Origin of the sequence: Variovorax sp. LjRoot175 (genome assembly GCF_964253805.1) — a bacterium.
In the GTDB taxonomy this organism is placed as follows: Bacteria; Pseudomonadota; Gammaproteobacteria; order Burkholderiales; family Burkholderiaceae_C; genus Variovorax.
On record NZ_CAXURY020000001.1, the window covers coordinates 4,656,708 to 4,682,491 of the forward strand.

Sequence of the window (25,784 nt, forward strand, 5' to 3'; positions counted from 1 at the left end):
ATGATGAGACCCTGAACAATCGGCGCTTCCCACGATGCAATCAGGAGACAAGACAATGCGATCCAATCGCCGCCAGTTCATGCTGGGCAGCCTCGGCGCCGCCATGCTTCCATTCGCCGCCACGCACGCTGTCGCGGCCGGCTACCCCGATCGTCCCGTCACCTTCATCTGCCCCTGGCCCGCCGGCGGCACTGCGGACGTGACCATGCGCGCGCTGTGCACCGCCGCGGCCAGGGAGCTCGGGCAGTCGGTCGTGGTGGACAACAAGGCCGGCGCCTCCGGGATGATCGGCCTGAAGGCGCTGGCGAGCGCCAAGCCCGACGGCTACACGATCGGCCAGATCCCGATCTCGGTGACGCGCTTTTCGCAGCTCGGCATGGTGCAGGTCGATCCCCTCAAGGACCTCAGCTACATCGCGCGCGTTTCGGGCCAGACCTTCGGCATCGCGGTGCGTGCCGAAGCGCCCTGGAAGACGCTCAAGGACCTGGTGGCCGACGCCAAGGCCAACCCCGACAAGATCACCTACGGCACCGCCGGCCTGGGCGGCGCGACGCATGTCGGCATGGAGGAGTTCGCCATCGCCGCCGGCGTGAAGTTCAACGCCATTCCCTTCAAGGGCGGTGCGGAGGCGCTGCAGGCGCTGATGGGCGGCCACGTCGATGTGCTGGCCGATTCCAGCTCCTGGGCGCCGCATGTCAAGTCGGGCAAGCTGCGCCTCCTGGCCACCTGGGGCGAGCAGCGCACGACGGAGTTCAAGGACGCGCCCACTTTGAAAGAGGCCGGCTACAACGTCGTGGTGGATGCACCCAACGGCATCGGCGCGCCGAAGGGCCTGCCCGCGGACGTCGCCGCCCGGCTGCGCGCGGCCTTCAAGGTCGCCGCCGCGAGTCCGGAATTCGCCGCCGCCTGCGCCAGGATCGACGCGCCGCTCATGTACCTCGACGCGCCGGACTACGAGAAATACGTGAGCGCCAGCGTGGCCAAGGAAAAGTTGCTCATCGAGAGGCTCAAGCTCAAGGAGCTGATGAGCAAGAACTGAGGCGAACCCGCCAGGAGATCTGCATGACCGCTGTTGCCACCGCTGCCGTCGCCGCCCCTTCGCCGCTCATCCGGCTGCACGAGAACGACAACGTGCTGATCGCCCGCGCCCCCATCGCGCTGGGCCAGGCATTGCCGGAGCTGGGCCTGCGCGTGCGCGCGCAGGTGCCTGCCGGCCACAAGATCGCGGCGAGCCGGATCGCCGCCGGCGAGAAGGTCAGGAAGTACGACACCGTCATCGGCGCAGCCATGCGCGACATCGAGCCCGGCGAGCACGTGCACACGCACAACCTCGAGCTGGTCGACTTCGACCGCGACCCGGGCTTCTGCGAGGACGTGCGCCCCGTCGACTACGTCCCGGAGGCCGAGCGCGCCACGTTCATGGGCATCGTGCGCCCGGACGGCAGCGTCGCCACGCGCAACTTCGTCGGCCTGATCTCGTCGGTCAATTGCTCGGCCACCGTCATCAAGCAGATCGCCGCCCACTTCACGCCGGAGCGCCTGGCGCCGTACCCGAATGTCGACGGCGTGGTGGCCTTCGCGCAGACCAGCGGCTGCGGCATGTCGTCGCCGAGCGAGCACTTCGACGTGCTGCGCCGGACCATTGCCGGCTATGCGCGCCATCCGAACCTCGCCGGCGTGCTGATCGTCGGCCTCGGCTGCGAACGCAACCAGGTCGCCGACCTCGTGGCATCGCAGGGTCTCGTGCCCGGCCCGCATGTGCGAACCTTCGTGATGCAGGACACCGGCGGCACCCGCGCCACCATCGCCGCGGGCATTGCGGCCATCGAGTCCATGCTGCCCGCCGCGAACGACGTGAAGCGCCAGCCGGTCAGCGCGGCGCACCTGAAGATCGGCCTGGAATGCGGCGGCTCGGACGGCTTCTCCGGCATCACTGCCAATCCGGCGCTGGGCGCGGCGATGGACATCCTGGTGCGCCACGGCGGCACCGCCATCCTCTCGGAGACCCCGGAAATCCATGGCGTGGAGTTCATGCTCACGCGCCGCGCCGTGAGCCCGGCAGTGGGGCAGAAACTGCTCGACCGCCTCGCCTGGTGGGAGGAGTACACACGCGGCCACAACGGCCAGTTCAATGGCGTCGTGGGCCCCGGCAACCAGGCCGGCGGGCTGGCCAACATCTTCGAGAAGTCCCTCGGGTCTGCGATGAAGGGCGGCACCACGCCGCTGCAGGCCGTGTACGAGTATGCCGAGACTATCGACAAGTCCGGCTTCGTGTTCATGGACTCGCCCGGCTACGACCCGGTGGCCTCGACCGGCCAGATCGCCAGCGGCGCAAACCTGATCTGCTTCACGACCGGCCGCGGCTCGATGTTCGGCTCCAAGCCGTCGCCGACCATCAAGCTCGCGAGCAACACGGCCATGTTCACCCGTCTCGAGGACGACATGGACATCAACTGCGGCCTGATCCTGGACGGCGAACTCGACGTGCAGCAGATGGGCGAGCGCATCTTCCAGCACATCCTGCGCGCCGCTTCGGGTGAACCGACCAAGAGCGAGTTGCTGGGCCTGGGCGATCACGAGTTCGTGCCCTGGCACATGGGCATCGTGAGCTGAGCCTTCCTTCGTTCGCCGAACCCACCGATTCCCGGAACCATGCCCCTGACGCTTTCCCAACCCGGCCTGCTGCGCAGCGCCAATTTCATTGCCGGCGAGTGGCGCGCCGCCACCGGCCGCACGCTCGACGTGACGGATCCCGCCACCGGAGGACGGATCGCCCAGGTGCCGGACAGCGGCGCCGATGAGGCGCGCGCCGCCGTCGACGCCGCGCACAGCGCGTTCGCCGCCTGGCGCAAGGTTCCCGCCAAGCAGCGCTCGCAGATCATCAAGCGCTGGAACGACCTCGTGATGGCGAACCAGGACGACCTGGGGCGCCTGGTCTCGCGCGAGCAGGGCAAGCCGCTGGCGGAGGGAAAGGGCGAGATCGCCTACGCCGCCAGCTACATCGAGTGGTTCGCCGAAGAGGCCGTGCGCGCCAACGGCGACGTCATTCCCGCCCCGCTGCCGGGGCGCCGCATGTTCGCGCTCAGGGAGCCGGTGGGCGTGGTCGCTGCGATCACACCGTGGAATTTTCCCGCCGCGATGATCGCGCGCAAGATCGCCCCGGCGCTGGCCGCCGGCTGCACCGTGGTCTGCAAGCCGGCCGAGGACACGCCGCTGACCTCGCTGGCGCTGGTTGCGTTGGCCGAACAGGCCGGCGTGCCGCCCGGTGTGCTCAACATCGTCACCGCCTCGCGCGAACGCACGCCCGAGGTGGTGGACGTCTGGCTGGACGACCCGCGCGTGCGCAAGATCACCTTCACCGGCTCCACGCCGGTGGGCAAGCACCTCGCCCGTCGTTCGGCCGACACGCTGAAGAAGCTGTCCCTGGAGCTGGGCGGCAACGCGCCCTTCATCGTGTTCGAGGATGCCGACCTCGATGCTGCGGTCGAAGGGCTGATGGCCGCCAAGTTCCGCAACGGCGGACAGACCTGCGTGTGCCCCAACCGCGTGTTCGTGCACAGCAGCGTGCACGACGCCTTCGCCGACAAGCTCGGCGCGCGCGTCGCGGCGCTCAAGGTCGGGCCCGCCACCGATGCCGCCTCGCAGATCGGCCCGATGATCAATGTCCGCGCGGTCGAGAAGATCGAGCGCCATGTCCGCGACGCTGTCGCCCGGGGCGCGCGCGTGCTCGCCGGCGGCGAGCGCCTGGCGGCGCTGGGACCCCACTACTACGCACCCACGGTGCTCGTCGACGTCGACGCGACGATGGCCTGTGCCTGCGAGGAAACCTTCGGGCCCGTGGCGCCGATCACGCGCTTCGACACCGAGGCGGACGTGATCGCGCAGGCCAACGACACGCCGTTCGGATTGGCCGCGTACTTCTACTCGCAAGACCTGCGTCGCATCTGGCGCGTGGCCGATGCGCTGGAGTCGGGCATCGTCGGCATCAACGAAGGCGCATTGGCCGCCGAGGCCGCGCCCTTCGGCGGCGTGAAGGAGTCGGGCTATGGCCGCGAGGGCTCGGTCCACGGCCTGGACGACTACCTGCACACCAAGTACGTGTGCCAGGGCGGGCTGGACTGAATGGAAGCAACGGTCATGAATAATTCCTTCAAGCACGCACTGCTCGCCAAACAGCCGCAGATCGGTCTCTGGCTGTCGATGGCGCAGCCCTACAGCGCGGAAGTCTGCGCAACCGCCGGCTTCCAGTGGCTGCTGATCGACGGCGAGCATGCACCCAACGATGTGCGCAGCACCCTGGCGCAGCTGCAGGCGGTCGCGGCCTATCCCGGCCAGCCGGTCGTGCGCGCCGTCAGCGGCAACACCGCACTGATCAAGCAGTTGCTCGACATCGGGGTGCAGAACCTGCTGGTGCCCATGGTCGACACGGCTGCACAGGCGCGCGCGCTGGTGGCGGCCACCCGCTATCCGCCGGAGGGCGTGCGCGGCGTCGGCGCTGCCGTGGCGCGGGCCTCGCGCTGGGGTGCCCGGCGCGACTACCTGGGCGCTGCCAACGACGAGGTCTGCCTGCTGCTGCAGGCCGAGACCGTCACCGCCCTCGACAACCTCGAAGAGATCTGCGCCGTCGACGGGGTGCACGGCGTGTTCATCGGCCCCGCCGACCTGGCGGCGTCGATGGGCCACCGCGGCGCACCGGGGCATCCCGAGGTCCAGGCCGCCATCGACCGCGCCATCCGCACCATCGTCGCGAGCGGCAAGGCGGCCGGCACGCTGACCGCGGACCTCGCGCTGGCACGCAAGTACCTCGAGCTCGGTGCCACCTTCGTGGCGGTCGGCATCGACGTCACGCTGCTCGCACAGGCCGCGCGTCGCCTGGCCGGCGAGTTCGGCCTCGGCACCGAGAGCGCCATGAGCGCCGCCGGCGCCTCCGCGTACTGAACATCGACAAGAAGGCAGACACCATGAACAAGACGCTTCGCATCGCCGCCATTCCGGGCGACGGTATCGGCAAGGAAGTGATGCCCGAGGGCCTGCGCGTCCTCGAGAAGGCCGCGCGCCGCTTCGGCATCGAACTGGCCGTGACGCACATCGACTGGGCCAGTTGCGACTACTACGTCAAGACCGGGCAGATGATGCCCGACGACTGGAAGTCCCGGCTCGAAGGCATGGACGCCGTCTACTTCGGCGCGGTCGGCTGGCCGGACACGGTGCCGGATCACATTTCGCTGTGGGGCTCGTTGCTGAAGTTCCGGCGCGAGTTCGACCAGTACGTGAACCTGCGGCCGGTGCGTCTGTTCGAAGGGGTGCCCGGGCCGCTGGCCGGCCGCAAGCCCGGCGACATCGACTTCTACATCGTGCGCGAGAACACCGAGGGCGAATACACCAATCTCGGTGGCGTGATGTTCGAGGGAACGGAGCGCGAAGTGGTCGTCCAGGAATCGGTGTTCAGCCGCTTCGGCGCCGACCGGGTGCTGAAGTACGCGTTCGACCTCGCGCAGTCTCGGCCGCGCAAGCAGCTCACGGTGGCGACCAAGAGCAACGGCATCGCGATCAGCATGCCGTGGTGGGACGGTCGCGCGGACGCGGTCGGCAGCGGCTATCCCGAAGTGAAGGTGGACAAGCAGCATATCGACATCCTGTCGGCGCGCTTCGTGCTGCAGCCGCAGCGCTTCGACGTTGTGGTGGCCAGCAACCTGTTCGGCGACATCCTGTCCGACCTGGGACCGGCCTGCACCGGCACGATCGGCCTGGCGCCGTCGGCCAATCTCAATCCGGACCGCAAGTTCCCTTCGTTGTTCGAGCCGGTTCACGGGTCTGCGCCCGACATCTACGGCAAGGGCATTGCCAACCCGGTGGCGATGATCTGGTCGGGCGCGCTGATGCTCGATTTCCTCGGACATCGCGAAGCGCACGATGCGATCGTGCGAGCCATCGAGCAAGTGCTGGCGGCGGGCCCGCGCACGGGCGACTTGGGCGGCAAGGCGACGACGATCGAGATGGGTGAGGCGATCAGCGCGCTGATCTGAAGGCCCTCGTCGCGGCCTGCCGGCGTCGGCGGGTCGCACGCGGCAGAAGAAGATGCCGGCAAGGCGCGGACAACGAAATCCTGTGCCGCAGCGCAGACCCAGTTCGGTTCGGCCATGCAGAAAGCGGCCCCTATGCTCATGGCAACCGGCATTGCCGTCATCACTGGAGCTTTCACCATGTCCCTGCAAGATTTCAAGGTGCTCACCTTCGACGTCGTCGGCACGCTGATCGATTTCGAGGGCGGCATGCTCGCCTACCTGCGCTCTGCCGTGCCCGAGGCCCGCGTGACGGACGAGGACTTCCTCGCCGCCTACCGCTATGCGCGCGCCGACGGCAAGGCCGGCTGGTACCCCGACGATCTGGAGCGCTGCTGGCACGCCATCGCGCCGAAACTCGGCCTGCCCGACACCGACGCGCTCGCGCAGGGCCTGCGCGATTCGGTGGCGCAGTGGCCGGCGTTCCCCGATTCGGTGGAAGCACTGAAGCGGCTCGGCAAGCGCTTCAAGCTGGTGACCATGACCAACGCGCAGCAGTGGGCGCTGGCCCATTTCGACAAGACGCTGGGCTCTCCCTTCGACATGCTGCTGAGCTGCGACGACGCGTTGTGCGAGAAGCCCGATGCACGCTACTTCGCCTACGCCCGCGGCCGCTTCGAAGGCGCCTGGGGTTACAGGCAGGCGGACAACCTGCACGTGGCGCAAAGCCAGTACCACGACATCGGCATCTCCAAGCAGCTGGGCATCACCACCTGCTGGATCGAACGGCGCCATGGGCAGAAGGGTTCGGGCGGCACGCTCGAGTCCAAGCACACCCAGCCCGACTACCACTTCCACACGCTGGCCGAGCTGGCCGATGCCGTCGAGGCCGGGCGTTGACGCTGCAGGCGATCGCCGCGCCGGTCGCCGACCTGCTGCCCGAACTGGTCGCGCTGCGGCGCGACCTGCATGCACATCCGGAACTCGCGTTCGAGGAAAGGCGCACGGCCGGCGTGGTGGCTGCGGCCTTGCGGCTCCTCGGCCTCGAAGTGCATGAAGGGGTCGGCGGCACCGGCGTGGTCGGCACGCTGCGCTGCGGCAGCGGTGCGCAGAGCGTCGGGCTGCGCGCCGACATGGACGCGCTGCCGATGGTCGAGCTCGGGCGCGCCGCCCACGCCAGCCGCACGCCGGGCGTGCACCACGGCTGCGGGCACGACGGCCACACCAGCATGCTGATCGGCGCTGCGCGCCAGCTGGCGCGCTCGCGCCGCTTCGACGGCACGGTGCACTTCATCTTCCAGCCGGCCGAGGAAGGCAAAGGCGGTGCGCGCGCGATGATCGAGGACGGCCTGTTCGAGCGCTTCCCCTGCGACAGCGTCTATGCGCTGCACAACTGGCCCGATCTGCCGCTGGGCCACGCGCAGACGCGGGCCGGGCCGATCATGGCCGCGGCCGACCGCTTCGACATCGTGCTGCGCGGCCGCGGCGGCCATGCGGCGCAGCCGCATCACACGCCCGACGCGATCCTCGCGGCGAGCCAGCTCGTTGCCCAGTTGCACACCATCGTCTCGCGCCGCATCGACCCCGGCGAATCGGCGGTGCTGTCGGTCACGCGCATCGAAGGCGGCCACAGCCACAACGTGCTGCCCGCGGAGGTGTCGATCACCGGCACCGTGCGCAGCTTCGACGCCGCATCGCAGGACCGCATCGAGGCCGCGCTGCGCGCCACTGTCGACGGTGTGGCGCTGGCCAGCGGCACCCAGGCCGAAGTCAACTATCTGCGCTACTACCCGGCCACGGTCAATACCAGCGACGAGGCCACTCTCGCGCTCGCCGCGGCCAACGCCATCGGCCTGCAAGCCGACACGGCGCCGCGCGCGGCCTTCACCTCGGAGGACTTCGCCTTCATGCTGAAGCGCCGGCCCGGCGCCTACCTGTGGCTGGGCCAGGGCCGCGCCGATCCGGGCCCGGAGGGCGATCGCGCGCTGCACCACCCCTGCTACGACTTCAACGACGATGCGCTGCCGCTGGGCGTGCGCTGGTTCTGCGAGGTGGCCGAGCGTGCCCTTGCCCCGGCAGCCGAACCCGCATCCCCTCCTCCTCCTCTTTCCTCTTCATCCTCATGAGCATCACCGTTCTGCACCAATCGGCCACCATAGGCGGCCTGCAAGACCAGGGCACGCCCGCGCGCGCGCTGAGCGAGCCGCCGTGCCGCCTGCGCGGCATCGACGTCGAGCTGGCAGGCGCCGGCGGCAACAACAGCGGCATCTGGGAATGCGAACCCGGCCGCTTCGAACGCCAGCTGCCCAACGCCGAGGTCATGCACATCCTCGCGGGCGCCTGCACTTTCACGCCGACCGGCGGCGAGCCGCTTCAGATCCGCGCGGGGGACACGCTGTTCTTTCCGCAGCACACCACCGGCGAATGGCATGTGCATGAGACCCTGCGCAAGGTGTTCGTCGTGATGGCGATGTAGGGCCCGCACAAGCCCGGAGTGCATAGGGTCTTGGCTCTGGACGCTTTGTGAGGGTTAGGGTGAGGGCACACCGCCCGCCTCCGCACCCCAACCGCTTCAGGCCGCCTGCTTTGCCAACTCGGAAGCGAACCGGCCGATCGAGAAGCTCTCGATCGGCGTCGACGTGCGCCCCGTGGCGATCAGCTCGGCCATCGTCTCGCCCACGCCTGGGCTGATCGCGAAGCCCTCGCCATTGAAACCGAAGGCGTAGTGCAGGCCCGGCACGCGGGCGCTGGGGCCGATCACCGGCTGCCAGTCGCCGGTGTAGCCCTCGATGCCGCTCCACACGCGAATCAGCTGCACGTGCTCGAAGGCCGGCACCAGCCGGCGCAGCTCGCGCAGCTGGCGCAGCACGTTGTCGGGTTTCACGTAGGCACGGATCAGGTCGGCATGCGCCGGCCCCTTGAGTCCGCCGCCGAAGACGATGTTGCCGCGCGCGATCTGGCGGAAGTACAGGCCCTCGTGCTCGACCGGCGATGAGACGCCGATCGACGGGCCGATGGCATAGGGCAGCGGCTCCGTCACGCCCATCTGCGGGCCGCGCGCGTCCATCGGCACGGCTTCGCCGAACTGCTCGGCCATGCGGTTCGACCAGGCGCCGCAAGCCACCAGCAGTTGCGGCGCGCGAAAGCGCCGGCCGTCTGCCGTGTGCGCGACGAAGCCGGTGCCGTCGCGCTCGACGTGCATCACCTCGGCATGCTCGACGATGTTCGCGCCGGCGCGCCGGGCCGCGCGCGCGAAGGCCGGGCCGGCCAGGCGCGGGTTGGCATGGCCATCGTTCGGCGAGAGCGAACCGCTCACCACCTCGGGCGCGAAGATGCCCCAGCGCCGGCGCAGCTGCCCGGCACTGAAGAGCTCCAGGTCGAGGCCCAGCGGCTTCACGTCCTTCGCATGCTGCTCCAGCACCGCGGCCTGCTTCTCGGTGTAGCAGACGCGCAGATGGCCGTAGGGCACGAACTCCAGGTCCTCGCCCAGCAGTTCCTTCACGCGGCCCCACACGGCACGCGCGCGGTTGGCCAGCGGCATCTGCGCCAGCGCGCGGCCCTGGCGCCGCACATTGCCGAAGTTGGTGCCGCTGGCCTGGCGGCCCACCAGCTCGCGCTCGAGCAGCGTGACCGACAGGCCGTGCTCGCGGCGCAGGAAGAAGGCGGCGGTGGTGCCCATCAGGCCGCCGCCCAGTATCAGCACGTCGGTGTCATGTGTTCCCGGGCTCATGCCTGCACCTCGCGCGTACTCATCATCAGGGGCTTGACTGGCGCCTGCGTGCGCAGCCGTCCCACTTGCTCGACAGGAATACCGCAGGCCTGCGCCACGATCTCGGCCGACGCATGGCCGCAGAAGCGGCCCTGGCAGCGGCCCATGCCGACGCGGCTGAAGGCCTTGGCGCGGTTGACTTCGCGGCTGTCCAACTCGTTGACGCAACGCCGCAGTTCGCCAGCCGTCACGGCTTCGCAGCGGCACACCACCGCATCGTCGGGCAGTGCCGCGGCCTGCGCGTGCGGCCAGGGAAAGGCGCGCGCCAGGCCTTCGCGGAAGCGGTCCATCTGCGCCAGCGTGCGGCGCAGCGCGGCGGACTCGGCGTCGTACAGCACGCGGCCCGGCGCGTGACCCAGGTCGGCGAGCGCCGCCAGCGCGGCCAGCCGCCCGGCGGCCTCAGCGCCGTCGGCGCCGAGGATGCGGGCGCCGTCGCCGGCGAGGTAGACGCCCGGCGTGCTGCTGCGTCCGTCGGCATCGATGCGCGGCAGCCACTGTCGGCTCAGCGGCTCGAAGTCGAACTCGCAGCGCGCGAGATCGGCCAGTTGCGTCTCGGCGCGCAGGTGCCAGCCCAGACCGACCGCATCGCATTCGAAGCGCTGTTCGCGGCCCTGGGTATCGAGCACGGCCACGGCCTGCACGCCGAGGCTATCGTCGCCGTCGATGCGAAGCGGCGTCACGCCCTGCAGCACCGGCACGCCGGCACGGCTCAGGCCGCGGATCAGCGCGAGACCGCGCAGCGCAAGCCGTGGCCGCGCGAAGAGGCCGGCCAAGGCGCCCCAGGGCTTGGCGGCCGGCGCGGAGTCGAGCACCGCCGCCACCTGCGCGCCGGCCTGCACGTACTGCGAGGCGACCAGGTACAGCAGCGGCCCGCTGCCGAGGAAGACGACGCGCGCGCCGATCGCGCAGGCCTGCGCCTTCAGTGCGATCTGCGAGGCGCCCAGGCTGTAGCAGCCGGCGCGCTGCCAGCCGGGCACGGGCATCAGGCGGTCGGTGGCGCCGGAACACACCAGCAGCGCATCGAAGGGCAGCGTCTGCGGCTCGCCCTCGCGCACCACGTGCAGGGCGCCTTCGCTCAGGTTCCAGGCCAGCGTGTCGGGTCGGTAGTCCAACTGCGCGCGCAGCGCATCGAAGTCGCGATGCAACGCCTGCGCCTTGGCGGCCTCACTGCCATAGAGCTTGGCATAGGGGCGCTTGAAGCCTTCGGGCTGGCGGCGGTAGATCTGGCCGCCGTCGCGCCGGCTCTCGTCGATCACGATGGGCCGCAGCCCGGCCTGCACCAGGGCCTGCGCCGCACGCACGCCGGCGGGGCCGGCGCCGACCACGACGATGCGTGCGGGATGAGCGAGCGATGCAGGGCTCATGCTGCCGCCCCCGGGGCATGGCGCTGCAGGGATTGCAGCAGGTCCGGCGTCGCCGGCCAGTGCTGCGCGGGCGGCCGCGTGCACACCGACATGCCCGCCGTCACGGGGGTGGAGCAGGCGCGCAGGCGCTCGCCGGCCGGCGTCCACACCCAGCAGTCCTGGCAGGCGCCCATCAGGCAGAAGCCGGCCCGCGCCCCGTCGCCGAACTCGCTGTCGCGCACGCGCCGGCCGTGGGCGAGCAGCGCCACCAGCAGGGTGTCGCCGGCCAGCGCGGTGGCCGGCTGGCCGTCGATCTGCAACGTCAGCGTGGGTCTGTCGGTTTCGGCCAGCCGCACGAAGCGGGCGGACGGACGGGAGCGAGGCGGGGTGTCGGGCATGGACGAAAAGGAAGCGCCGGTCAGCGCTGGTTGGGAAACAGCCGTTCGATCGGACAGTGCGTCTTGATGAACGGCGACTTGATGACGATGTAGCTGAAGTACTTCGCGATTCCGATGTTGCGTTCGAGCAGTTCCTCGATGATTTCTTGGTAGTGGTTGACGCCGCGCGTCAGGAAGCGCAGCAGGTAGTCGTAGCCGCCGCTCACCAGATGGCATTCGAGCACTTCGTCGACATCTCTGATCGCGGCCTCGAAGCGTGCGAAGTCCTCGCGATGGTGATCCTGCAGCGTGACCTCGGTGAACACGGTCAGCGTGTCGCCGAGCTTTTCCAGCCGCAGGTGGGCGCCGTAGCCGGCGATGTAGCCGGCCTGCTCCAGCCGCTTCACGCGGATCAGGCAAGGGCTGGGCGAGAGGCCCACCGCATCGGCCAGGTCCACGTTGGTCATGCGGCCGTTCTTTTGCAGCTGGGCCAGGATGCGCAGGTCGAGTCGGTCGATCTTGAAGGCTTCTGACATGGCGGTGCGAAAAAAGCGAAGAAGCTCCGATTCTGCGTCGCGCGCTGAGATCCGGGGGCCGTGTACGCAAGCCCTTGGTTCAGGCAGCCAGTGCGGCGCGAACATCACGCGCGTCGAGCACCTCGTCGAGCGTCTTCTTCAACCGCGCGAACAGCTGCGCGAACTCGTCCTCGGTGAAGGTGAGCGCCGGGGCGAAGCCGAGGATGTGGTCGCCGAAGGAGCGGAACACCAGGCCGTTGCGATAGCCGGCGGCGAAGATGCGGTCGGACAGGCCCAGCGCTGCGTCGAACCCGCGCTTGCTCGCCTTGTCGCTCACCAGCTCCAGCGCGCCGAGCAGCCCGCGGTAGCGCGCATCGCCCACCAGCGGGTGCGTACGCAGCGCGTCGAGGCCGGCCGCGAAGTGGGCCGCACCGCGCTGGCCGTTGGCGAGCACGCCGCCTTCCTCGTACAGGCGCAACACCTCCAGCGCGACCGCGGCGCCGACCGGATGCGCGGAGTACGTGGCGCCATGGCCGACCGATGCGCCGGCCGGCGCGCCGTCGGCGATGCCGGCATAGACCTGCTCCGACATCATCGTCGCGCCCATCGGCACGTAGCCTGCGGTCAGGCCCTTGGCCATGGTCATCAGGTCGGGCTCCACGCCCTCGGCCTCGCACGCGAACATGGGGCCGGTGCGGCCGAAGCCGGTGATGACCTCGTCCACGACGAACAGGATGCCGAGCTCGCGCGTGGCCTCGCGCATGGCCTTCAGCCAGCCCTTGGGCGGCACGATGACGCCGCCCGAGCCCTGGATCGGCTCGCAGAAGAAGGCAGCCACGTTGTCCGCGCCCAGCTCGGCCACCTTGGCGCGCAATGCGGCAACCGAGGCCGCGATCAGCGCCTGCGGGTCGGCGCCGTCCGCATGGCGATACGCGTAGGGCGACGGGATGTAGTGCTGCGTGGGCAGCGGCAGATCGAAGCCGCGATGGAAGGCAGGCAGTGCGGTCAGGCCGGCGCCGGTGGACGAAGAGCCGTGGTAGCCGCGCTCCAGCGCGATGAACTGCTTCTTGGATGGCTTGCCGATCGCGTTGTAGTACTGCACGATGAAGCGCACCGCGGCATCGATCGCCTCGGAGCCGCCGAGCGTCAGGTACACGCGCGTCAGCGATGCCGGCGTGATCTGCACCAGCTTCTCGGCCAGGCGAATGGCCGGCTCGCTGCTGAAGTGGAAGTAGCCGGTCGCGTAGGGAAGGCGGCGCATCTGCTCGGCCGCGGCCTGCACCACGCTCTCCTGCCCGTAGCCCACGTTCACGCACCAGAGGCCCGCGAAGGCGTCGAGCAGTTCGTGGCCGTCGGCATCGGTGAGCCACGCGCCGCGGCCCGAGGCGAGCACGGTGGGGCCGCGCTTCTCGTGCACGCGCCAGGGCGAGACGGGATGGATCAGATGCGCGCGGTCGATCGCGTCGAGCGCGGCGTGGTGGGGCAATGCGGTGGGATGCGTCATGTCGGTGTCGGATGGAGCGAGAGCGAAGAGGCTTTCGATGGCCATCAGCTTAGGCGGCGCACCGCATCGCGTGGTGCTGCTTTGGGTGCATTGCGCAAAGCAGGCTGCGGTTGTGTGCTTCGCTACAGCAGATCGTGCCGTGAGACCTCCGCGGCGAGAAAGCGCCCGCGTCGGATGCCGTGCTAGCCGAGCACGCGGTCCAGCGCTTCCACGAAGCGCTGCAGCTCGGATTTCCGGGTGTAGACATGCGGCGAGACTCGCAAGCCCTCGATCGGCCCTATGCGGCGGTACTTCACATGCACGTGGTGCCTTTCGCGCAGCTCCCGCTCGACATGCCTCATGTCAGCGCCGGCAATCGAGAACAGGCTGACTGCGGCGAGCCGCTCGTCGTCGACCGGCGTGTGCAGCCTGAACCCTCGAATGCCGCTGGCCAATCCCACCCAATAGCGGGTCAACTCGCGCAAGCGAGCGTGCATGGCATGGACACCTGTTTCGCGATGAATCTCGATGGCGGGGGCGATGCCCGCCTGCAGGGCGGAGTTGTAGGTCCCCAGGTTCCAGTGGTCGAACTTGTCGATGCGATCCGGCGCGTCTTCGAACGGTGCCATCAAAGGCCATGTGGATGCTATGCGCTCGCGGCGCGCGATCAACATGCCGTTTCCAACGGGAGCACCCAGCCACTTGTGGAGGCTGGTGACGAAGAAGTCGCAGCCGAGCGTTCGGAAGCTGACGGGCATCTGCGCGAAGGTCTGCGCACCGTCGACCAAGGACACCACGCCACGTTCGCGCGCGAGCTTGCACAGGCGCTCAGCGGGAAGCACGCGCCCCGTCCAATGCAGCATGTGCGTCAGTTGCATCACGCGCGTTCGCGGCGTCAACGCATTCGAATAGGCGCTCACGATGGCGTCGTCATCGTCGAGCGGATCGAAGCGTGCGGTCACGACCCGGATGCCTTCCCGTGCGGCGCGCTGCTGCCAGCCGCCGAGGGCACTCGGGTAGTCCCACTCGGAGACCACCACTTCGTCGCCGGGCTGCATGGTCACGCCGAAGATGACCGTGCTGAGTCCTTCCGTCGAGTTCCGGTTGAGCGCGATCTCGGCCGGATCGCAATCGACCAAGGCAGCCAGCGCGTCCTTGATCGAAGGCAGATTCGCATCGAGCCGGGTCCACATGTTGACGTCCGGGTTGCGGCTGACCAGGCGAAAGGCCTCGATCGCCGCCTGCTCGACGGCTCGTGGTGGCGGGCTGACGGCCGCGTTGTTCAGGTTGAGCAGCGGTTCCTGCGCCGGATAGCGCGCGCGCACCTGCTCCCAGCGCTCCTCGTTGTCGCGTTGAGGTTCCTGCATCTCCTCAGTACCCCCGCGCGCGATCGACCAGGCCGAGCATCGGTTCGCCTGCCTCGAAGCGCTGCAGGTTGTCGAGCACCACCTCTGCCGCACTCAGCGGCTGTGTCATGCTCGCGATGTGCGGCGTGAGCTGGATGTTCGGATGGCGCCAGAAAGCATGCTCCGGCGGCAGCGGCTCGGGGTCGGTCACGTCGAGCACGGCATCGCCGATCCGGCCGCTGGCCAGCGCAGCCAGCAGGTCGGTGTCCACGAGCTGCGGCCCGCGGCCGACATGCACCAGGCCCGCGCCTTCGGGCAGCATCGAGAACAGGCGCGCGTCGAGAAAGCCGCGCGTCGAATCGGTCAGCGGCAGCAGGCACACGAGGATGTCGGTGCGCGCGAGGAAGGACTGCAGCTCGTCGGCGCCGGCATGGCATTCCACGCCCTCGACCGCATGCCGCGAGCGGCTCCAGCCCGCGCAATCGAAGCCCAGGCCGACGAGCTGCGCCAGCACCGCCTGGCCGAGCGAGCCGAGCCCGAGCACACCGATGCGCCGCTCGCCAGCGGGCCGCACCGGCAGCGGGCGCCACTGGGCCTCCTGCTGCTGGCGACGGTACCGCGGCATGTCGCGATGCAGGCCGAGCACCGCATACGTCACATACTCGACCATGCCCTGCACGATGCCGGGCTCCACCATGCGCACCACCGGCAAGTCCGGCGGCAGCGCCGCGAAGTCGAACTGGTCGACGCCGGCGCCGGAAGAGAACAGCACCTCGAGATTCGGAAAGCGCTCGGCCAGATCCTCCGGCGGTTCCCAGGCCGCAAGAAAGCGCACCTGCGCCGCGTCGCCGATGTCGGGCCAGATGCGGAAGTCGATCCCAGGCGCGCGACGCCGGAACACCTCGGCCCACTGGCGGCCGCGCACCGGGTCTGACTTGTAGAGAAAGGTGGCCGTGCCCATCGCCATCAACCGACGGCTTGGGTCACGATCGCGAACAGCGCCGGCCCGCCCGGCGGCGTGGCAAGCGGCGCACCGCGCACCATCGTCGTCGGCGCGTCCACGCGCAAGAGGCCGATGCTCTCGAGCCATTCGGCCAACCCGCTCGCGAAGTCGATGTCGATGCGCGTGAAGTGGCCGGCGTTCAGGCCGGCGAGATGCGCGATCAGCGCTTTCGCGCCTTCGGCATCGGGCGCCACCACCGGACCGATCGCGTGCCCGCGCCCGAAGCGGCGCAGCATCGCGAAGCCGCGCGGCTCGTTGTCATGGTCGAGCACCACGCAGGCGTCGGCGCTGGCCAGCAGATCGGCGATCAGCGCATCCCGCGGCATGCCGCGCGCCGCCGCGTCGAGCGCCTGAAGGGCTGTAGCCTCGTGCAGACCGGCGGGCCGCAGGCGCCAGCCGGACGGCAGCGCGACCAGCGGCGCCGGCTGCGCCGTGCCCTGGTGCTGGCGCAACTCGCCGGTGCGCACGAAGCCCAGCCGTTCGTACAGGCCGCGCCCGTCGGCGGTCGCATGCAGCAGCACCGTGTGCGCGTCCAGGCCTTCGAGCAGCGCGCTCATGAGCCGGTGGCCGAGGCGGCGACCCTGGCAGGCCGGCGCCACGATCACGAGGCCGATGGTGGCGTGACGCTCGCCCCAGCGCCAGCGCAGCGCGGTGGCGACGAGCTCGCCGTCGCGCTCGGCGACGATGCCCTCGGCATGCGCGAACACCTGCTCCCAGTCCGCGGGGCGGTGCGGCCAGCGCAGCACGGCCGTCAGCGCATGTGCGAGCGGCAGGTCTGCGGCGGTCATTGATCTCAGCACCACGCCGTCGAGAGCAGGTGAATTCGGTGTCTGGGCAGGCATCGGGAAGGTCTTTTTGCAGCGAAAAGGCAGGTCATCTTGGACGACATCCGCGCCTTTCGCCAGACCCAATTCGCGCTTCGCCGCAACTTGCAAGCTTCGCCTGTCGCGGCCCCGGGTTTCGCAATTCGATGCGGCAGCGCGCGCGCTTACGCACACAAATGCCGCGCCAACCTGCCTAGCATCGAGCGCCGTTTCGCGAGCTCGCGTTTCGGCAACAGATTTCCATCGAAAGTCCACCATGCAAGTCTTCGACCCGCGACAGATCCACGCGCCCTCGGGCCATTTCATCGGCGGACGCCTGGTCCCCGATGGCGGCCGCATGGTCGTGCAGCGGCCCTCCGACGGCCAGCCGCATGCCGAGCTTCCGCTGGCCGATGCGGCCACCGTGGACGCTGCCGTGCGCGATGCCTGGAGCGCCTGGCGCCAGAGCGACTGGGCACGGCGCGCGCCGCGCGAACGCGCTCGCGTGCTGCGCCGCTGGGCCGACCTGATCGAAGCCGACGCCGCGCGCCTCGGGCCGCTGGAGGCCGTGTGCTCCACGCGGCCGGTGCGCGACGCCATCGCCTGGGACGTCCCGTTCACGGCCGAAGGCCTGCGCTTCTTCGCCGAGTACGCGGACAAGCTCGGTGGCGAGGTCGCGGCCACGCGCCACGACCATCTGGGCATGGTGGTGGCCGAGTCCTACGGCGTGGTCGGCGCCATCACGCCGTGGAATTTTCCGCTGGTGATGGTGTCGTGGAAGGTCGGCGCCGCGCTGGCCGCCGGCAACGCGGTGGTGCTCAAGCCTTCGGAGCTGACGCCCTTCTCGGCCCTCAGGCTGGCCGAGCTGGCCGTCGAGGCCGGCGTGCCGCCCGGGCTCTTCAACGTCGTGCAGGGTGACGGCCGCACCACGGGCGACGCGCTCTCGCGCCATCCGCTCGTCTCGAAAATGACCTTCACCGGCTCCACCCGCACCGGCGCCGCCATCATGGCCGCCTGCGCCATGGCGGGCCCCAAGCCGGTGACGCTGGAGCTGGGCGGCAAGAGCCCGCAGCTGGTGTTCGACGATGCGCCCGATGTAGACCGCCTGGCCGACATGATCGCCGGCGCGATCACCGGCAACGCGGGCCAGGTGTGCGTGGCCGGTTCGCGGCTGATCGTGCAGCGGGGCATCGCCGAGGCGCTGGTCGAAGGCATCGCCGCGCGCTTCGAAGCGCTGCGCCCGGGCGCGACCTGGGACGACGCGGCCACGCTGCCGCCCATCGTCTCGGCGCTGCAGGCCGGGCGCATCCAGGACATCGTCGATCGCTCGCGCGAGGCCGGCGGCCGCATGCGCAGCGGCGGCGGCCTGTTCGACGGCGGCCCCGGCGGCGCCTACTTCCGGCCCACGCTGATCGAGGGCGTGGACGCGGCCAACCCGGCGGTGCGGGAAGAGATCTTCGGGCCGGTGCTCACGGTCCAGACCTTCGGCGACGAGGAGGAAGGCTTGGCGCTGGCCGCGCACGAACACTACGGCCTCGCGTCCGGCGTGCACACCGCCGACATCGGCCGGGCGCTGCGCGCGATGCGCGGCATCTCCGCCGGCACCGTCTGGATCAACCGCTACGGGCGCAGCGCCGACTTCGTCATCCCCACCGGCGGCTACCACCAGTCGGGCATCGGCAAGGACCTGGGCCGTCAGGCAGTCGAGGCCAACCTGCGCTTCAAAAGCGTGCTCATCGACTTCGCAGCAACGCACTGAGGTGCGTGGCTGCACGCGCGAGGGGCAGACCGCATGGCATGCCGCCGCACCCCCTCCAAACGGCAGCTTTCGTGCGCCGGGCGCCCCCATTTCCCTACAACCTCGGCGCCGCTGCGTGCTGCAATCGCTTCGTCATGAGCTTGTCGCATTTACATCTGTCATTTAAGGAATAGAGACCATGAGCTTCCGTCCCAAATTCATCACCTTCGACTGCTACGGCACGCTGACGCGCTTTCGCATGGGCGACATGGCGCGCGACATGTTCGCCGACCGCATCCCGGCCGAGCGCATGGAGCAGTTCGTCGCCGACTTCAGCGCCTACCGCTTCGACGAGGTGCTGGGCGACTGGCAGCCCTACGAAGTGGTGCTGAAGAACGCGGTGCGGCGCCTGTGCAAGAAGTGGAAGATCCAGTACCTCGACCATGAGGCGCAGAAGTACTACGACGCGGTGCCGACCTGGAGCCCGCACGCGGACGTCCCTGCCGGGCTGGCCAAGATCGCAAAGGAGATCCCGCTGGTGATCCTGTCGAACGCCTCGGACAACCAGATCCAGAAGAACGTGGCGATGCTGGGTGCGCCCTTTCACCGCGTCTACACCGCACAGCAGGCCCAGGCCTACAAGCCGCGCCTGAAGGCCTTCGAATACATGCTCGACTCGCTGGGCTGCAACCCCGAGGACGTGCTGCACGTCTCCTCCAGCCTGCGCTACGACCTGATGTCGGCGGACGACCTGGGCATCGTCAACAAGGTCTTCGTCAACCGCGGCCACGGCCCTGGCAATCCGGCCTACCGCTACGTCGAGATCAAGGACATCGGCGGCCTGCCGGGCGTCGTGGGCCTCTGATTTCCTCCACCGGCCGCACGTCATGAAGCTCGACTCCTACTGGACCGATTCGGCGCCCGCCTTCGTGCCGCGCTCGCGCGAGCTGCCGGCGCAGGTCGATGTCGCGATCGTGGGCGGCGGCTTCACCGGCCTGTCGGCGGCGCTGGCGCTGGCCAAGCGCGGCGCCACGGTGGCGGTGCTGGAAGCGGGCGAGCGCGTGGCGGCCGAAGCCTCGGGCCGCAACGGCGGGCATGTCAACAACGGGCTGGCGGTGGACTACGCCGAAGTCGCTGCCAAGGTCGGCGTCGAGCGGGCCCGCGCCTGGTACCGCGCCTACGACGATGCGGTGGACACGGTGGCGCGGCTGGTGCGCGAGGAGGCCATAGCCTGCGACTTCCTGCGAAACGGCAAGCTCAAGCTCGCGACGCGGCCGAACCAGATGGCCGCGCTCGAACGCAGCGCCGAGCGCCTGATCGCCGACGGCGTGGACAGCGAGGTCGAGATCCTCGACGCGGCGCGCGTGCATGCCGAGGTGCAGAGCGAGCGCTTCCACGGCGGCCTGCTCTACAAGCGCAGCGGCCAGATGCACATGGGCCGCTTCGCTCACGGCCTGGCGGCAGCGGCCGAGCGCCACGGTGCGCAGATCCACACCGGCACCAGCGTGCGCCGCCTCGAACGGCTGGGTCCCGGCCATGCGCACCGGCTGCACACGGAGCGCGGCACCGTCAGCGCCCAGCAGGTGCTGCTGGCCACCGGTGCCACGCGCCACGGCGGCTACGGCAGCTTCGGCTGGCTGCGTCGCCGCATCGTGCCGATCGGCAGTTTCATCGTGGTCACCGAGCCGCTCGGCGCCGAACGCGCGCAGGCCCTGCTCGCCAAGCGGCGCACCTACGTCACGGTGGCGAACATCCACCACTACTTCCGGCTCACCGCCGACCACCGGCTGGTGTTCGGCGGGCGCGCGCGCTTCGCAGTCTCGAGCCCGCAGACCGATGCCGCAAGCGGCGAGATCCTGCGCGCGGGACTGGCCGAGACCTTTCCGCAGCTCGGCGCCGTGCGGCTCGACTACTGCTGGGGCGGCCTGGTCGACATGACGCAGGACCGCCTGCCCCACGCCGGCGAGCGCAACGGCCTCTACTACGCGATGGGCTACAGCGGCCACGGCACGCAGATGTCGGTCCACATGGGCGAGCGCATGGCCGCCGTGATGGGCGGCGACGCGCTCGCCAACCCCTGGCAGGGCCGCGACTGGCCCGCCATTCCCGGCCACTTCGGCCCGCCGTGGTTCCTGCCGGCGATCGGCCTCTACTACACGCTCAAGGACAGGCTGGCCTGAGCGCCTTTTCTTCATCGACAACCAGAGGAGTACCCCACCATGAGCGACAGCAGCAGCAACAAGAGCTTCGAAAACCTCGTCGGTCCCGGCGAAAGCCTTCGCGTGATGGAGTCGCTCCGGCGCGGCGCCTCGCGGCGCGACATCCTCGCGATGCTGATGGCCGGCGGCATGCAGGCCACGCTCGCCGGCGGCATCGCGGGCGCCGCGATGTCCGCGCATGCGCAGACGCCCAGGAAGGGCGGGCGCATCCGCGTGGCCGGCGCGACCGCCGCCGCCACCGACACGCTGGACCCGGCCAAGCAGTCGAACCAGACCGACTACTCGCGCGGCAACATGATCTACAACGGCCTCACCTCGCTGGACGGCAGCCTGACGCCGCAGCCGGCGCTGGCCGAATCGTTCACCACCAAGGACGCCAAGACCTGGGTCTTCACCTTGCGCAAGGGCGTGAGCTTCCACGACGGCAAGGCGCTGTCGCCGGCCGACGTCGTGTTCTCGGTGATGCGCCACAAGGACCCGGCCACGGCGTCGAAGGCCAAGGTGCTCGCCGACCAGATCGACAGCGCCAAGGCCACCGGTCCCAATGAAGTGACCTTCGTGCTCAGCGCGCCGAACGCCGACCTGCCGGTGATCCTGGGCACCTTCCACTTCCACATCGTCAAGGAAGGCACCACCGACTTCAACGCCGGCATCGGCACCGGCCCCTACAAGCTCAAGGAGTTCAAGCCCGGCGTGCGTTCGCTGGTGGTGCGCAACGACGCCTACTGGAAGCCAGGCAAGCCTTATCTCGACGAGATCGAGTTCGTGGGCATCGGCGACGAGAGCGCGCGCGTCAACGCGCTGCTCTCGGGCGGCATGGACCTGGTGGGTTCGGTCAATCCGCGCTCGGTCGAGCGGGTGAAGAGTACGCCCGGCTTCGGGATCTTCGTCACCCAGTCCGGCCAGTACTCCGACCTCGTGATGCGCAAGGACGTGGGCCCCGGCGCCAACCCGGACTTCGTGCTCGGGATGAAGCACCTCTTCGACCGCGAGCAGATGAAGAAGACCATCGCGCTCGACTACGCGGTGGTCGCCAACGACCAGCCGATCGACCCGACCAACCGCTTCTACTTCAAGGGCCTGCCGCAGCGCCCCTTCGACCTCGACAAGGCCAAGTTCCATCTGCAGAAGTCCGGTATCACGGGCAAGGTGCCGGTGGTGGCATCGCCGGCGGCGCTGTACTCGGTGGAAATCGCGCTGCTGCTGCAGCAGACGGCGCAGCGCGCGGGGCTGGAGATCGACATCAAGCGTATGCCGGCCGACGGCTACTGGTCGAATCACTGGCTCAACAGCCACGTCGGCTTCGGCAACGTCAACCCGCGCCCGAGCGCCGATGTGCTGCTGACGCAGTTCTTCCAGTCGGGCGCGGCCTGGAACGAGTCGCGCTGGAAGAACGAGAAGTTCGACCAGCTGCTGCTGGCTTCGCGCGCCGAGACCGACCTGGCCAAGCGCAAGCAGATGTATGCCGACATGCAGACCATGATCCACCAGGAAGCCGGCATCGGCATCCCGCTGTTCCTGGCGAGCATCGACGGGCACACGTCCAAGCTCAAGGGACTGTCGCCCATCCCGCTGGGCGGCCTGATGGGCTACAACTTCGCCGAGAACGTATGGCTGGAGGCATGACGCCTCCCCGGCCGCTCGTCTCGCCCCACGGAGCACCGAGATGAACCATGTAATCCTGAAGCTTCTCGCCCAGCGCATCGCGCTGGCGCTGCTGTCGCTCTTGGCGGTGTCGGTGATCGTGTTCTCGATCACCGCGGTGCTGCCCGGCGATGCCGCGCAGGAGCAGCTCGGCCAGGACGCCACGCCCGAGGCGGTCGCCGCGCTGCGTGCGCAGATGGGCCTGGACGTGCCGGCGCCCGAGCGCTACGCGAAGTGGCTGCTCGGCATTGTGCAGGGCGATGCCGGCCGTTCGGCCACGACGCAGATGCCGGTGGCCGAGCTGGTCGCCAGCCGGCTGCCCAACTCGCTGCTGCTGGCCGCCGTCACGGCGCTGTTCTCGGTGCCCATCGCGCTCACGCTCGGCATCGCCTCGGCGGTCTGGCGCGGCTCCTGGTTCGACCGCGCGGCATCGACGACGGCGGTCGGCGTGGTGTCGGTGCCGGAGTTCCTGGTCGCAACCCTCGCGGTGCTGGTCTTCGCGGTCCAGCTGCGCTGGTTGCCGGCGCTCTCCTTCGTCAACGACATCGAATCGGTCGGGCAGATGCTGCGCGCCTTCGCCATGCCGGTGCTGGTGCTGTGCTGCGTGATCGTGGCGCAGATGATGCGCATGACGCGCGCCGCGGTGATCGACCAGCTCGAGGCGCCCTACATCGAGATGGTGCGGCTCAAGGGCGCCTCGCCGATGCGCATGGTGCTGGCGCATGCGCTGCCCAACGCGGTGGGGCCGATCGCCAACGCCGTGGCGCTGAGCCTGTCGTACCTGCTGGGCGGCGTGATCATCGTCGAGACCATCTTCAACTACCCGGGCATCGCCAAGCTGATGGTCGACGGCGTGTCGCAGCGCGACATGCCGCTGGTGCAGACCTGCGCCATGATCTTCTGCTGCGCCTACCTGATCCTGGTGACGACCGCCGACATCTGCGGCATCCTCGCCAACCCGCGGCTGCGGCACCGTTGAGGCCAGCTCCATGGAAACCTCCACCTCCACCTCCACCTCCACCTCGGCCGTGAGCGCCATGGCTTCCGTCGCGGCTTCGCCACCCGAGCGGCGAAGCAGCCCGCTGCGCCGGCTCGGCGGCTTCGGCCCCTCCGGCCTGCTCGGCCTCGCGGTGCTGCTGTTCTGGCTGCTCGCGGCGCTGCTCGGCCCCTGGCTGCTCTCGCACAGCACGGCGGCCATGGGCACCTCGAACGTCTTCGCGCCGATCAGCGCGAAGCACTGGCTGGGCACCGACTACCTCGGGCGCGACATGCTGGCGCTCATCATCGAGGGGGCGCGCTACACGATCGGCGTCGCGCTGTTTGCCACGCTGCTGGCAAGCGGAACCGGCACCACGCTGGCGCTGCTGGCCGCCGCCAGCGGCCGCTGGATCGACGCGGTGCTCAGCCGCGGTCTGGACACGCTGACCGCGATCCCGAGCAAGATGTTCGCGCTCATCATGGTGGCGGGCTTCGGCTCCTCGGTGCCGATGCTGGTCGTCACGGCGGCCATCATCTACGTGCCGGGCGCCTACCGCATGGCGCGCTCGCTGGCCGTCAACATCAACGCACTCGACTACGTGACCGTGGCGCGCACGCGCGGCGAAGGCACGCTCTACATCATGCTGCGCGAGATCCTGCCCAACATCGTCGGCCCGATGCTGGCCGACCTCGGTCTGCGCTTCGTCTACGTCGTGCTGCTGCTGGCGAGCCTGAGCTTCCTCGGCCTGGGCATCCAGCCGCCGGCGGCCGACTGGGGCTCGCTGGTGCGCGAGAACATCGGCGCGCTGGCCATGGGCGGCGCCTCGGTGATCGTGCCGGCGCTGGCCATCGCGAGCCTGACCATCGCGGTCAACCTGGTGATCGACAACCTTCCGGGCCGTTCGGCACGGGAACGAGGAGCACGCTGATGGGCGCACCACTCACCGTCCAGGGCTTGAGCATCTGCGCCGGCGCGAACACGCTGGTCGATGCCTTGAGCTTCTCCGTGCAGCCCGGCGAGGTGCTGGCGCTGATCGGCGAGTCGGGCTCCGGCAAGACCACCACCGCGCTGGCGCTGATGGGCTATGCGCGCCACGGCTGCCGCATCTCGGCGGGCAGGGTGCAGATCGGCGACACCGACGTGCTCGCGCTCGATGCGGCGCAGCAGCGCGCACTGCGCGGGCGCACCGTCTCCTACATCGCGCAGAGCGCGGCCGCTTCCTTCAATCCCTCGCGCACGATCATGGACCAGGTGATCGAGCCGACCGTCATCCACGGCCTGTGCAAGCGGGCCGAGGCCGAGGCGAAGGCGGTGCAGCTCTTCCGCGAGCTGGCGCTGCCCGATCCGGAAACCATCGGCGCGCGCTATCCGCACCAGGTCTCCGGCGGCCAGCTGCAGCGGCTGATGGCGGCGATGGCGCTGATCGGCGACCCGGAGCTCGTGATCCTGGACGAGCCGACCACCGCGCTGGACGTGACGACGCAGATCGAGGTGCTGCGCGCCTTCCGCCGCGTGGTGCGCGAGCGCCGCGCCACCGCGGTGTACGTGAGCCACGACCTGGCCGTGGTGGCGCAGATGGCCGACCACATCCTGGTGCTGCGCAATGGCCGCATGCGCGAGCTGAACGCCACCGGACAGATCCTCGCCGCGCCGGCCGATGAGTACACGAAGTGCCTGCTCGCCGCCGCCCGGCCGGTGACGCGCGAATCGGGCAAGGCGGCGAACGACGACCCCGAGCTGCTGCTGCATGTGCAGCAGCTCTCGGCCGGCTACGGCCCGCTGGATGCGCAGGGGCGTCCGGCCATGCCGATCCTGCAGGACATCGATCTGAAGCTCCACCGCGGCCAGGCGATCGGCGTGATCGGCGAATCGGGCTCGGGCAAGACCACGCTGGCGCGTGCCGTCGCCGGCCTGCTCAGGCCCAGCCATGGCAGCGTGCTGTTCCGCGGCCGCGAGCTCAAGCCGACGCTGCAGCAGCGCGACCGGGACGAGCTGCGCCGCATCCAGATCGTGTTCCAGATGGCCGATACGGCGCTCAACCCGTCGCAGACCATCGAGCGCATCCTGGCGCGCCCGCTCGAGTTCTACAAGGGCCTGCGCGGCGCGCCGCTGCAGCGCCGCATCCGCGAACTGCTGGATCTCGTGAAGCTGCCGCACTCGGTGGCCGGGCGCCTGCCGGGCGGCCTCTCGGGCGGGCAGAAGCAGCGCGTGAACCTCGCGCGCGCACTCGCGGCCGACCCCGACCTGATCCTCTGCGACGAGGTGACCTCGGCGCTGGACACCGTGGTCGCCGCGGCGGTGCTCGACCTGCTGGCGGAGCTGCGCCGCGAGCTCGGCGTGTCCTACCTGTTCATCAGCCACGACCTGCACACGGTGCGCGCGGTGTGCGACGAGATCGTCGTGATGCAGCACGGCCGCAAGCTCGCGCAGGTGGCGCGCTGCGACTACGATCGCGGGCCGCATCACCCCTACTACGAACTGCTGGCCCGTTCGGTGCCCGAGCTGCGCCAGGGCTGGCTGGACGACATGGACCGCAGCGCTGCGGCAGCATCATGAGGAAAAC

The 25,784-nt window shown here is 69.6% G+C and carries 23 protein-coding genes; 15 read left to right on the forward strand and 8 right to left on the reverse strand.

Translation table 11 applies throughout. The features are described 5' to 3' along the window. The first annotated feature begins 55 nt into the window (after nt 1-55). The 8 genes from ACSQ89_RS23225 to ACSQ89_RS23260 all read left to right on the forward strand — a co-directional run bounded on the left by ACSQ89_RS23225 (nt 56) and on the right by ACSQ89_RS23260 (nt 8,478). A complete protein-coding gene (locus ACSQ89_RS23225) occupies nt 56-1,039 on the forward strand; it encodes a Bug family tripartite tricarboxylate transporter substrate binding protein (protein WP_436293261.1) in 984 nt (327 codons plus the stop codon). A 23-nt stretch (nt 1,040-1,062) separates the two neighbouring features. Further along, nucleotides 1,063-2,613, forward strand: a complete 1,551-nt coding sequence (locus ACSQ89_RS23230) for a UxaA family hydrolase (protein ID WP_093105516.1) — start codon at nt 1,063-1,065, stop codon at nt 2,611-2,613. Between the two features lie 39 nt (nt 2,614-2,652). Continuing rightward, nucleotides 2,653-4,122 carry an NAD-dependent succinate-semialdehyde dehydrogenase gene (locus ACSQ89_RS23235; protein ID WP_436296455.1) on the forward strand — a complete coding sequence of 490 codons (1,470 nt, stop codon included), beginning with the start codon at nt 2,653-2,655 and terminating at the stop codon, nt 4,120-4,122. A 15-nt stretch (nt 4,123-4,137) separates the two neighbouring features. Then, complete coding sequence (hpaI, locus tag ACSQ89_RS23240) at nt 4,138-4,938, forward strand: 4-hydroxy-2-oxoheptanedioate aldolase (protein ID WP_436296456.1); 801 nt, start codon at nt 4,138-4,140, stop codon at nt 4,936-4,938. Nucleotides 4,939-4,961: 23 nt separating this feature from the next. Continuing rightward, a complete protein-coding gene (locus tag ACSQ89_RS23245; RefSeq protein WP_436296457.1) occupies nt 4,962-6,026 on the forward strand; it encodes a tartrate dehydrogenase in 1,065 nt (354 codons plus the stop codon). A gap of 177 nt (nt 6,027-6,203) precedes the next feature. Further along, nucleotides 6,204-6,902, forward strand: coding sequence for an HAD-IA family hydrolase (locus ACSQ89_RS23250; protein ID WP_436296458.1), 699 nt, complete (start codon nt 6,204-6,206; stop codon nt 6,900-6,902). Further along, on the forward strand, nt 6,899-8,128 hold the full coding sequence (locus tag ACSQ89_RS23255) for a M20 aminoacylase family protein (protein ID WP_436296459.1): 1,230 nt from the start codon (nt 6,899-6,901) through the stop codon (nt 8,126-8,128). The genes ACSQ89_RS23250 and ACSQ89_RS23255 overlap by 4 nt, the downstream gene beginning before the upstream one ends. Continuing rightward, on the forward strand, nt 8,125-8,478 hold the full coding sequence (locus ACSQ89_RS23260; protein ID WP_436296460.1) for a cupin domain-containing protein: 354 nt from the start codon (nt 8,125-8,127) through the stop codon (nt 8,476-8,478). Before ACSQ89_RS23255 ends, ACSQ89_RS23260 begins: the two co-directional genes overlap by 4 nt. A 96-nt stretch (nt 8,479-8,574) precedes the next feature. Here the strand turns inward: ACSQ89_RS23260 and ACSQ89_RS23265 are convergent, their stop codons facing one another. From ACSQ89_RS23265 to ACSQ89_RS23300, 8 genes are all read right to left on the reverse strand, one after another. Further along, nucleotides 8,575-9,732, reverse strand: coding sequence for an NAD(P)/FAD-dependent oxidoreductase (locus ACSQ89_RS23265; RefSeq protein ID WP_436293256.1), 1,158 nt, complete (start codon nt 9,730-9,732; stop codon nt 8,575-8,577). After that, nucleotides 9,729-11,135, reverse strand: a complete 1,407-nt coding sequence (locus tag ACSQ89_RS23270; protein WP_436296461.1) for an FAD-dependent oxidoreductase — start codon at nt 11,133-11,135, stop codon at nt 9,729-9,731. Before ACSQ89_RS23270 ends, ACSQ89_RS23265 begins: the two co-directional genes overlap by 4 nt. Then, nucleotides 11,132-11,512, reverse strand: a complete 381-nt coding sequence (locus tag ACSQ89_RS23275) for a (2Fe-2S)-binding protein (RefSeq protein ID WP_436296462.1) — start codon at nt 11,510-11,512, stop codon at nt 11,132-11,134. Before ACSQ89_RS23275 ends, ACSQ89_RS23270 begins: the two co-directional genes overlap by 4 nt. A gap of 20 nt (nt 11,513-11,532) precedes the next feature. After that, nucleotides 11,533-12,027, reverse strand: coding sequence for an Lrp/AsnC family transcriptional regulator (locus ACSQ89_RS23280; protein WP_436296463.1), 495 nt, complete (start codon nt 12,025-12,027; stop codon nt 11,533-11,535). Between the two features lie 79 nt (nt 12,028-12,106). Continuing rightward, entirely contained in the window at nt 12,107-13,510 is a 1,404-nt protein-coding gene (locus ACSQ89_RS23285; protein WP_436296464.1) for an aspartate aminotransferase family protein, read from the reverse strand. A 182-nt stretch (nt 13,511-13,692) separates the two neighbouring features. Continuing rightward, nucleotides 13,693-14,856, reverse strand: a complete 1,164-nt coding sequence (locus ACSQ89_RS23290; protein WP_436296465.1) for an aminotransferase class V-fold PLP-dependent enzyme — start codon at nt 14,854-14,856, stop codon at nt 13,693-13,695. Between the two features lie 4 nt (nt 14,857-14,860). After that, nucleotides 14,861-15,796, reverse strand: coding sequence for a 2-hydroxyacid dehydrogenase (locus ACSQ89_RS23295; RefSeq protein WP_436296622.1), 936 nt, complete (start codon nt 15,794-15,796; stop codon nt 14,861-14,863). Between the two features lie 5 nt (nt 15,797-15,801). Further along, nucleotides 15,802-16,680, reverse strand: coding sequence for a GNAT family N-acetyltransferase (locus ACSQ89_RS23300; RefSeq protein ID WP_436296466.1), 879 nt, complete (start codon nt 16,678-16,680; stop codon nt 15,802-15,804). A 238-nt stretch (nt 16,681-16,918) separates the two neighbouring features. Here ACSQ89_RS23300 and ACSQ89_RS23305 point away from each other — a divergent pair, with 238 nt between their 5' ends. From ACSQ89_RS23305 to ACSQ89_RS23335, 7 genes are all read left to right on the forward strand, one after another. Beyond that, entirely contained in the window at nt 16,919-18,400 is a 1,482-nt protein-coding gene (locus tag ACSQ89_RS23305) for an aldehyde dehydrogenase family protein (protein WP_436296467.1), read from the forward strand. A gap of 178 nt (nt 18,401-18,578) precedes the next feature. Next, a complete protein-coding gene (locus ACSQ89_RS23310; protein WP_436296468.1) occupies nt 18,579-19,244 on the forward strand; it encodes a haloacid dehalogenase type II in 666 nt (221 codons plus the stop codon). Between the two features lie 22 nt (nt 19,245-19,266). Further along, a complete protein-coding gene (locus ACSQ89_RS23315; RefSeq protein WP_436296469.1) occupies nt 19,267-20,559 on the forward strand; it encodes an NAD(P)/FAD-dependent oxidoreductase in 1,293 nt (430 codons plus the stop codon). 39 nt (nt 20,560-20,598) lie between these two features. Then, nucleotides 20,599-22,224 carry an ABC transporter substrate-binding protein gene (locus ACSQ89_RS23320; protein WP_436296470.1) on the forward strand — a complete coding sequence of 542 codons (1,626 nt, stop codon included), beginning with the start codon at nt 20,599-20,601 and terminating at the stop codon, nt 22,222-22,224. A gap of 40 nt (nt 22,225-22,264) precedes the next feature. After that, nucleotides 22,265-23,221: an ABC transporter permease gene (locus ACSQ89_RS23325; protein WP_436296471.1), complete on the forward strand. Its 957-nt coding sequence runs from the start codon at nt 22,265-22,267 to the stop codon at nt 23,219-23,221. Nucleotides 23,222-23,279: 58 nt separating this feature from the next. Beyond that, nucleotides 23,280-24,149: an ABC transporter permease gene (locus tag ACSQ89_RS23330; RefSeq protein WP_436296623.1), complete on the forward strand. Its 870-nt coding sequence runs from the start codon at nt 23,280-23,282 to the stop codon at nt 24,147-24,149. After that, the gene (locus ACSQ89_RS23335; RefSeq protein ID WP_436296472.1) at nt 24,149-25,777 is read left to right on the forward strand and encodes an ABC transporter ATP-binding protein; all 1,629 of its coding nucleotides are present in this window, start codon (nt 24,149-24,151) and stop codon (nt 25,775-25,777) included. The genes ACSQ89_RS23330 and ACSQ89_RS23335 overlap by 1 nt, the downstream gene beginning before the upstream one ends. Nucleotides 25,778-25,784: the final 7 nt, after the last annotated feature.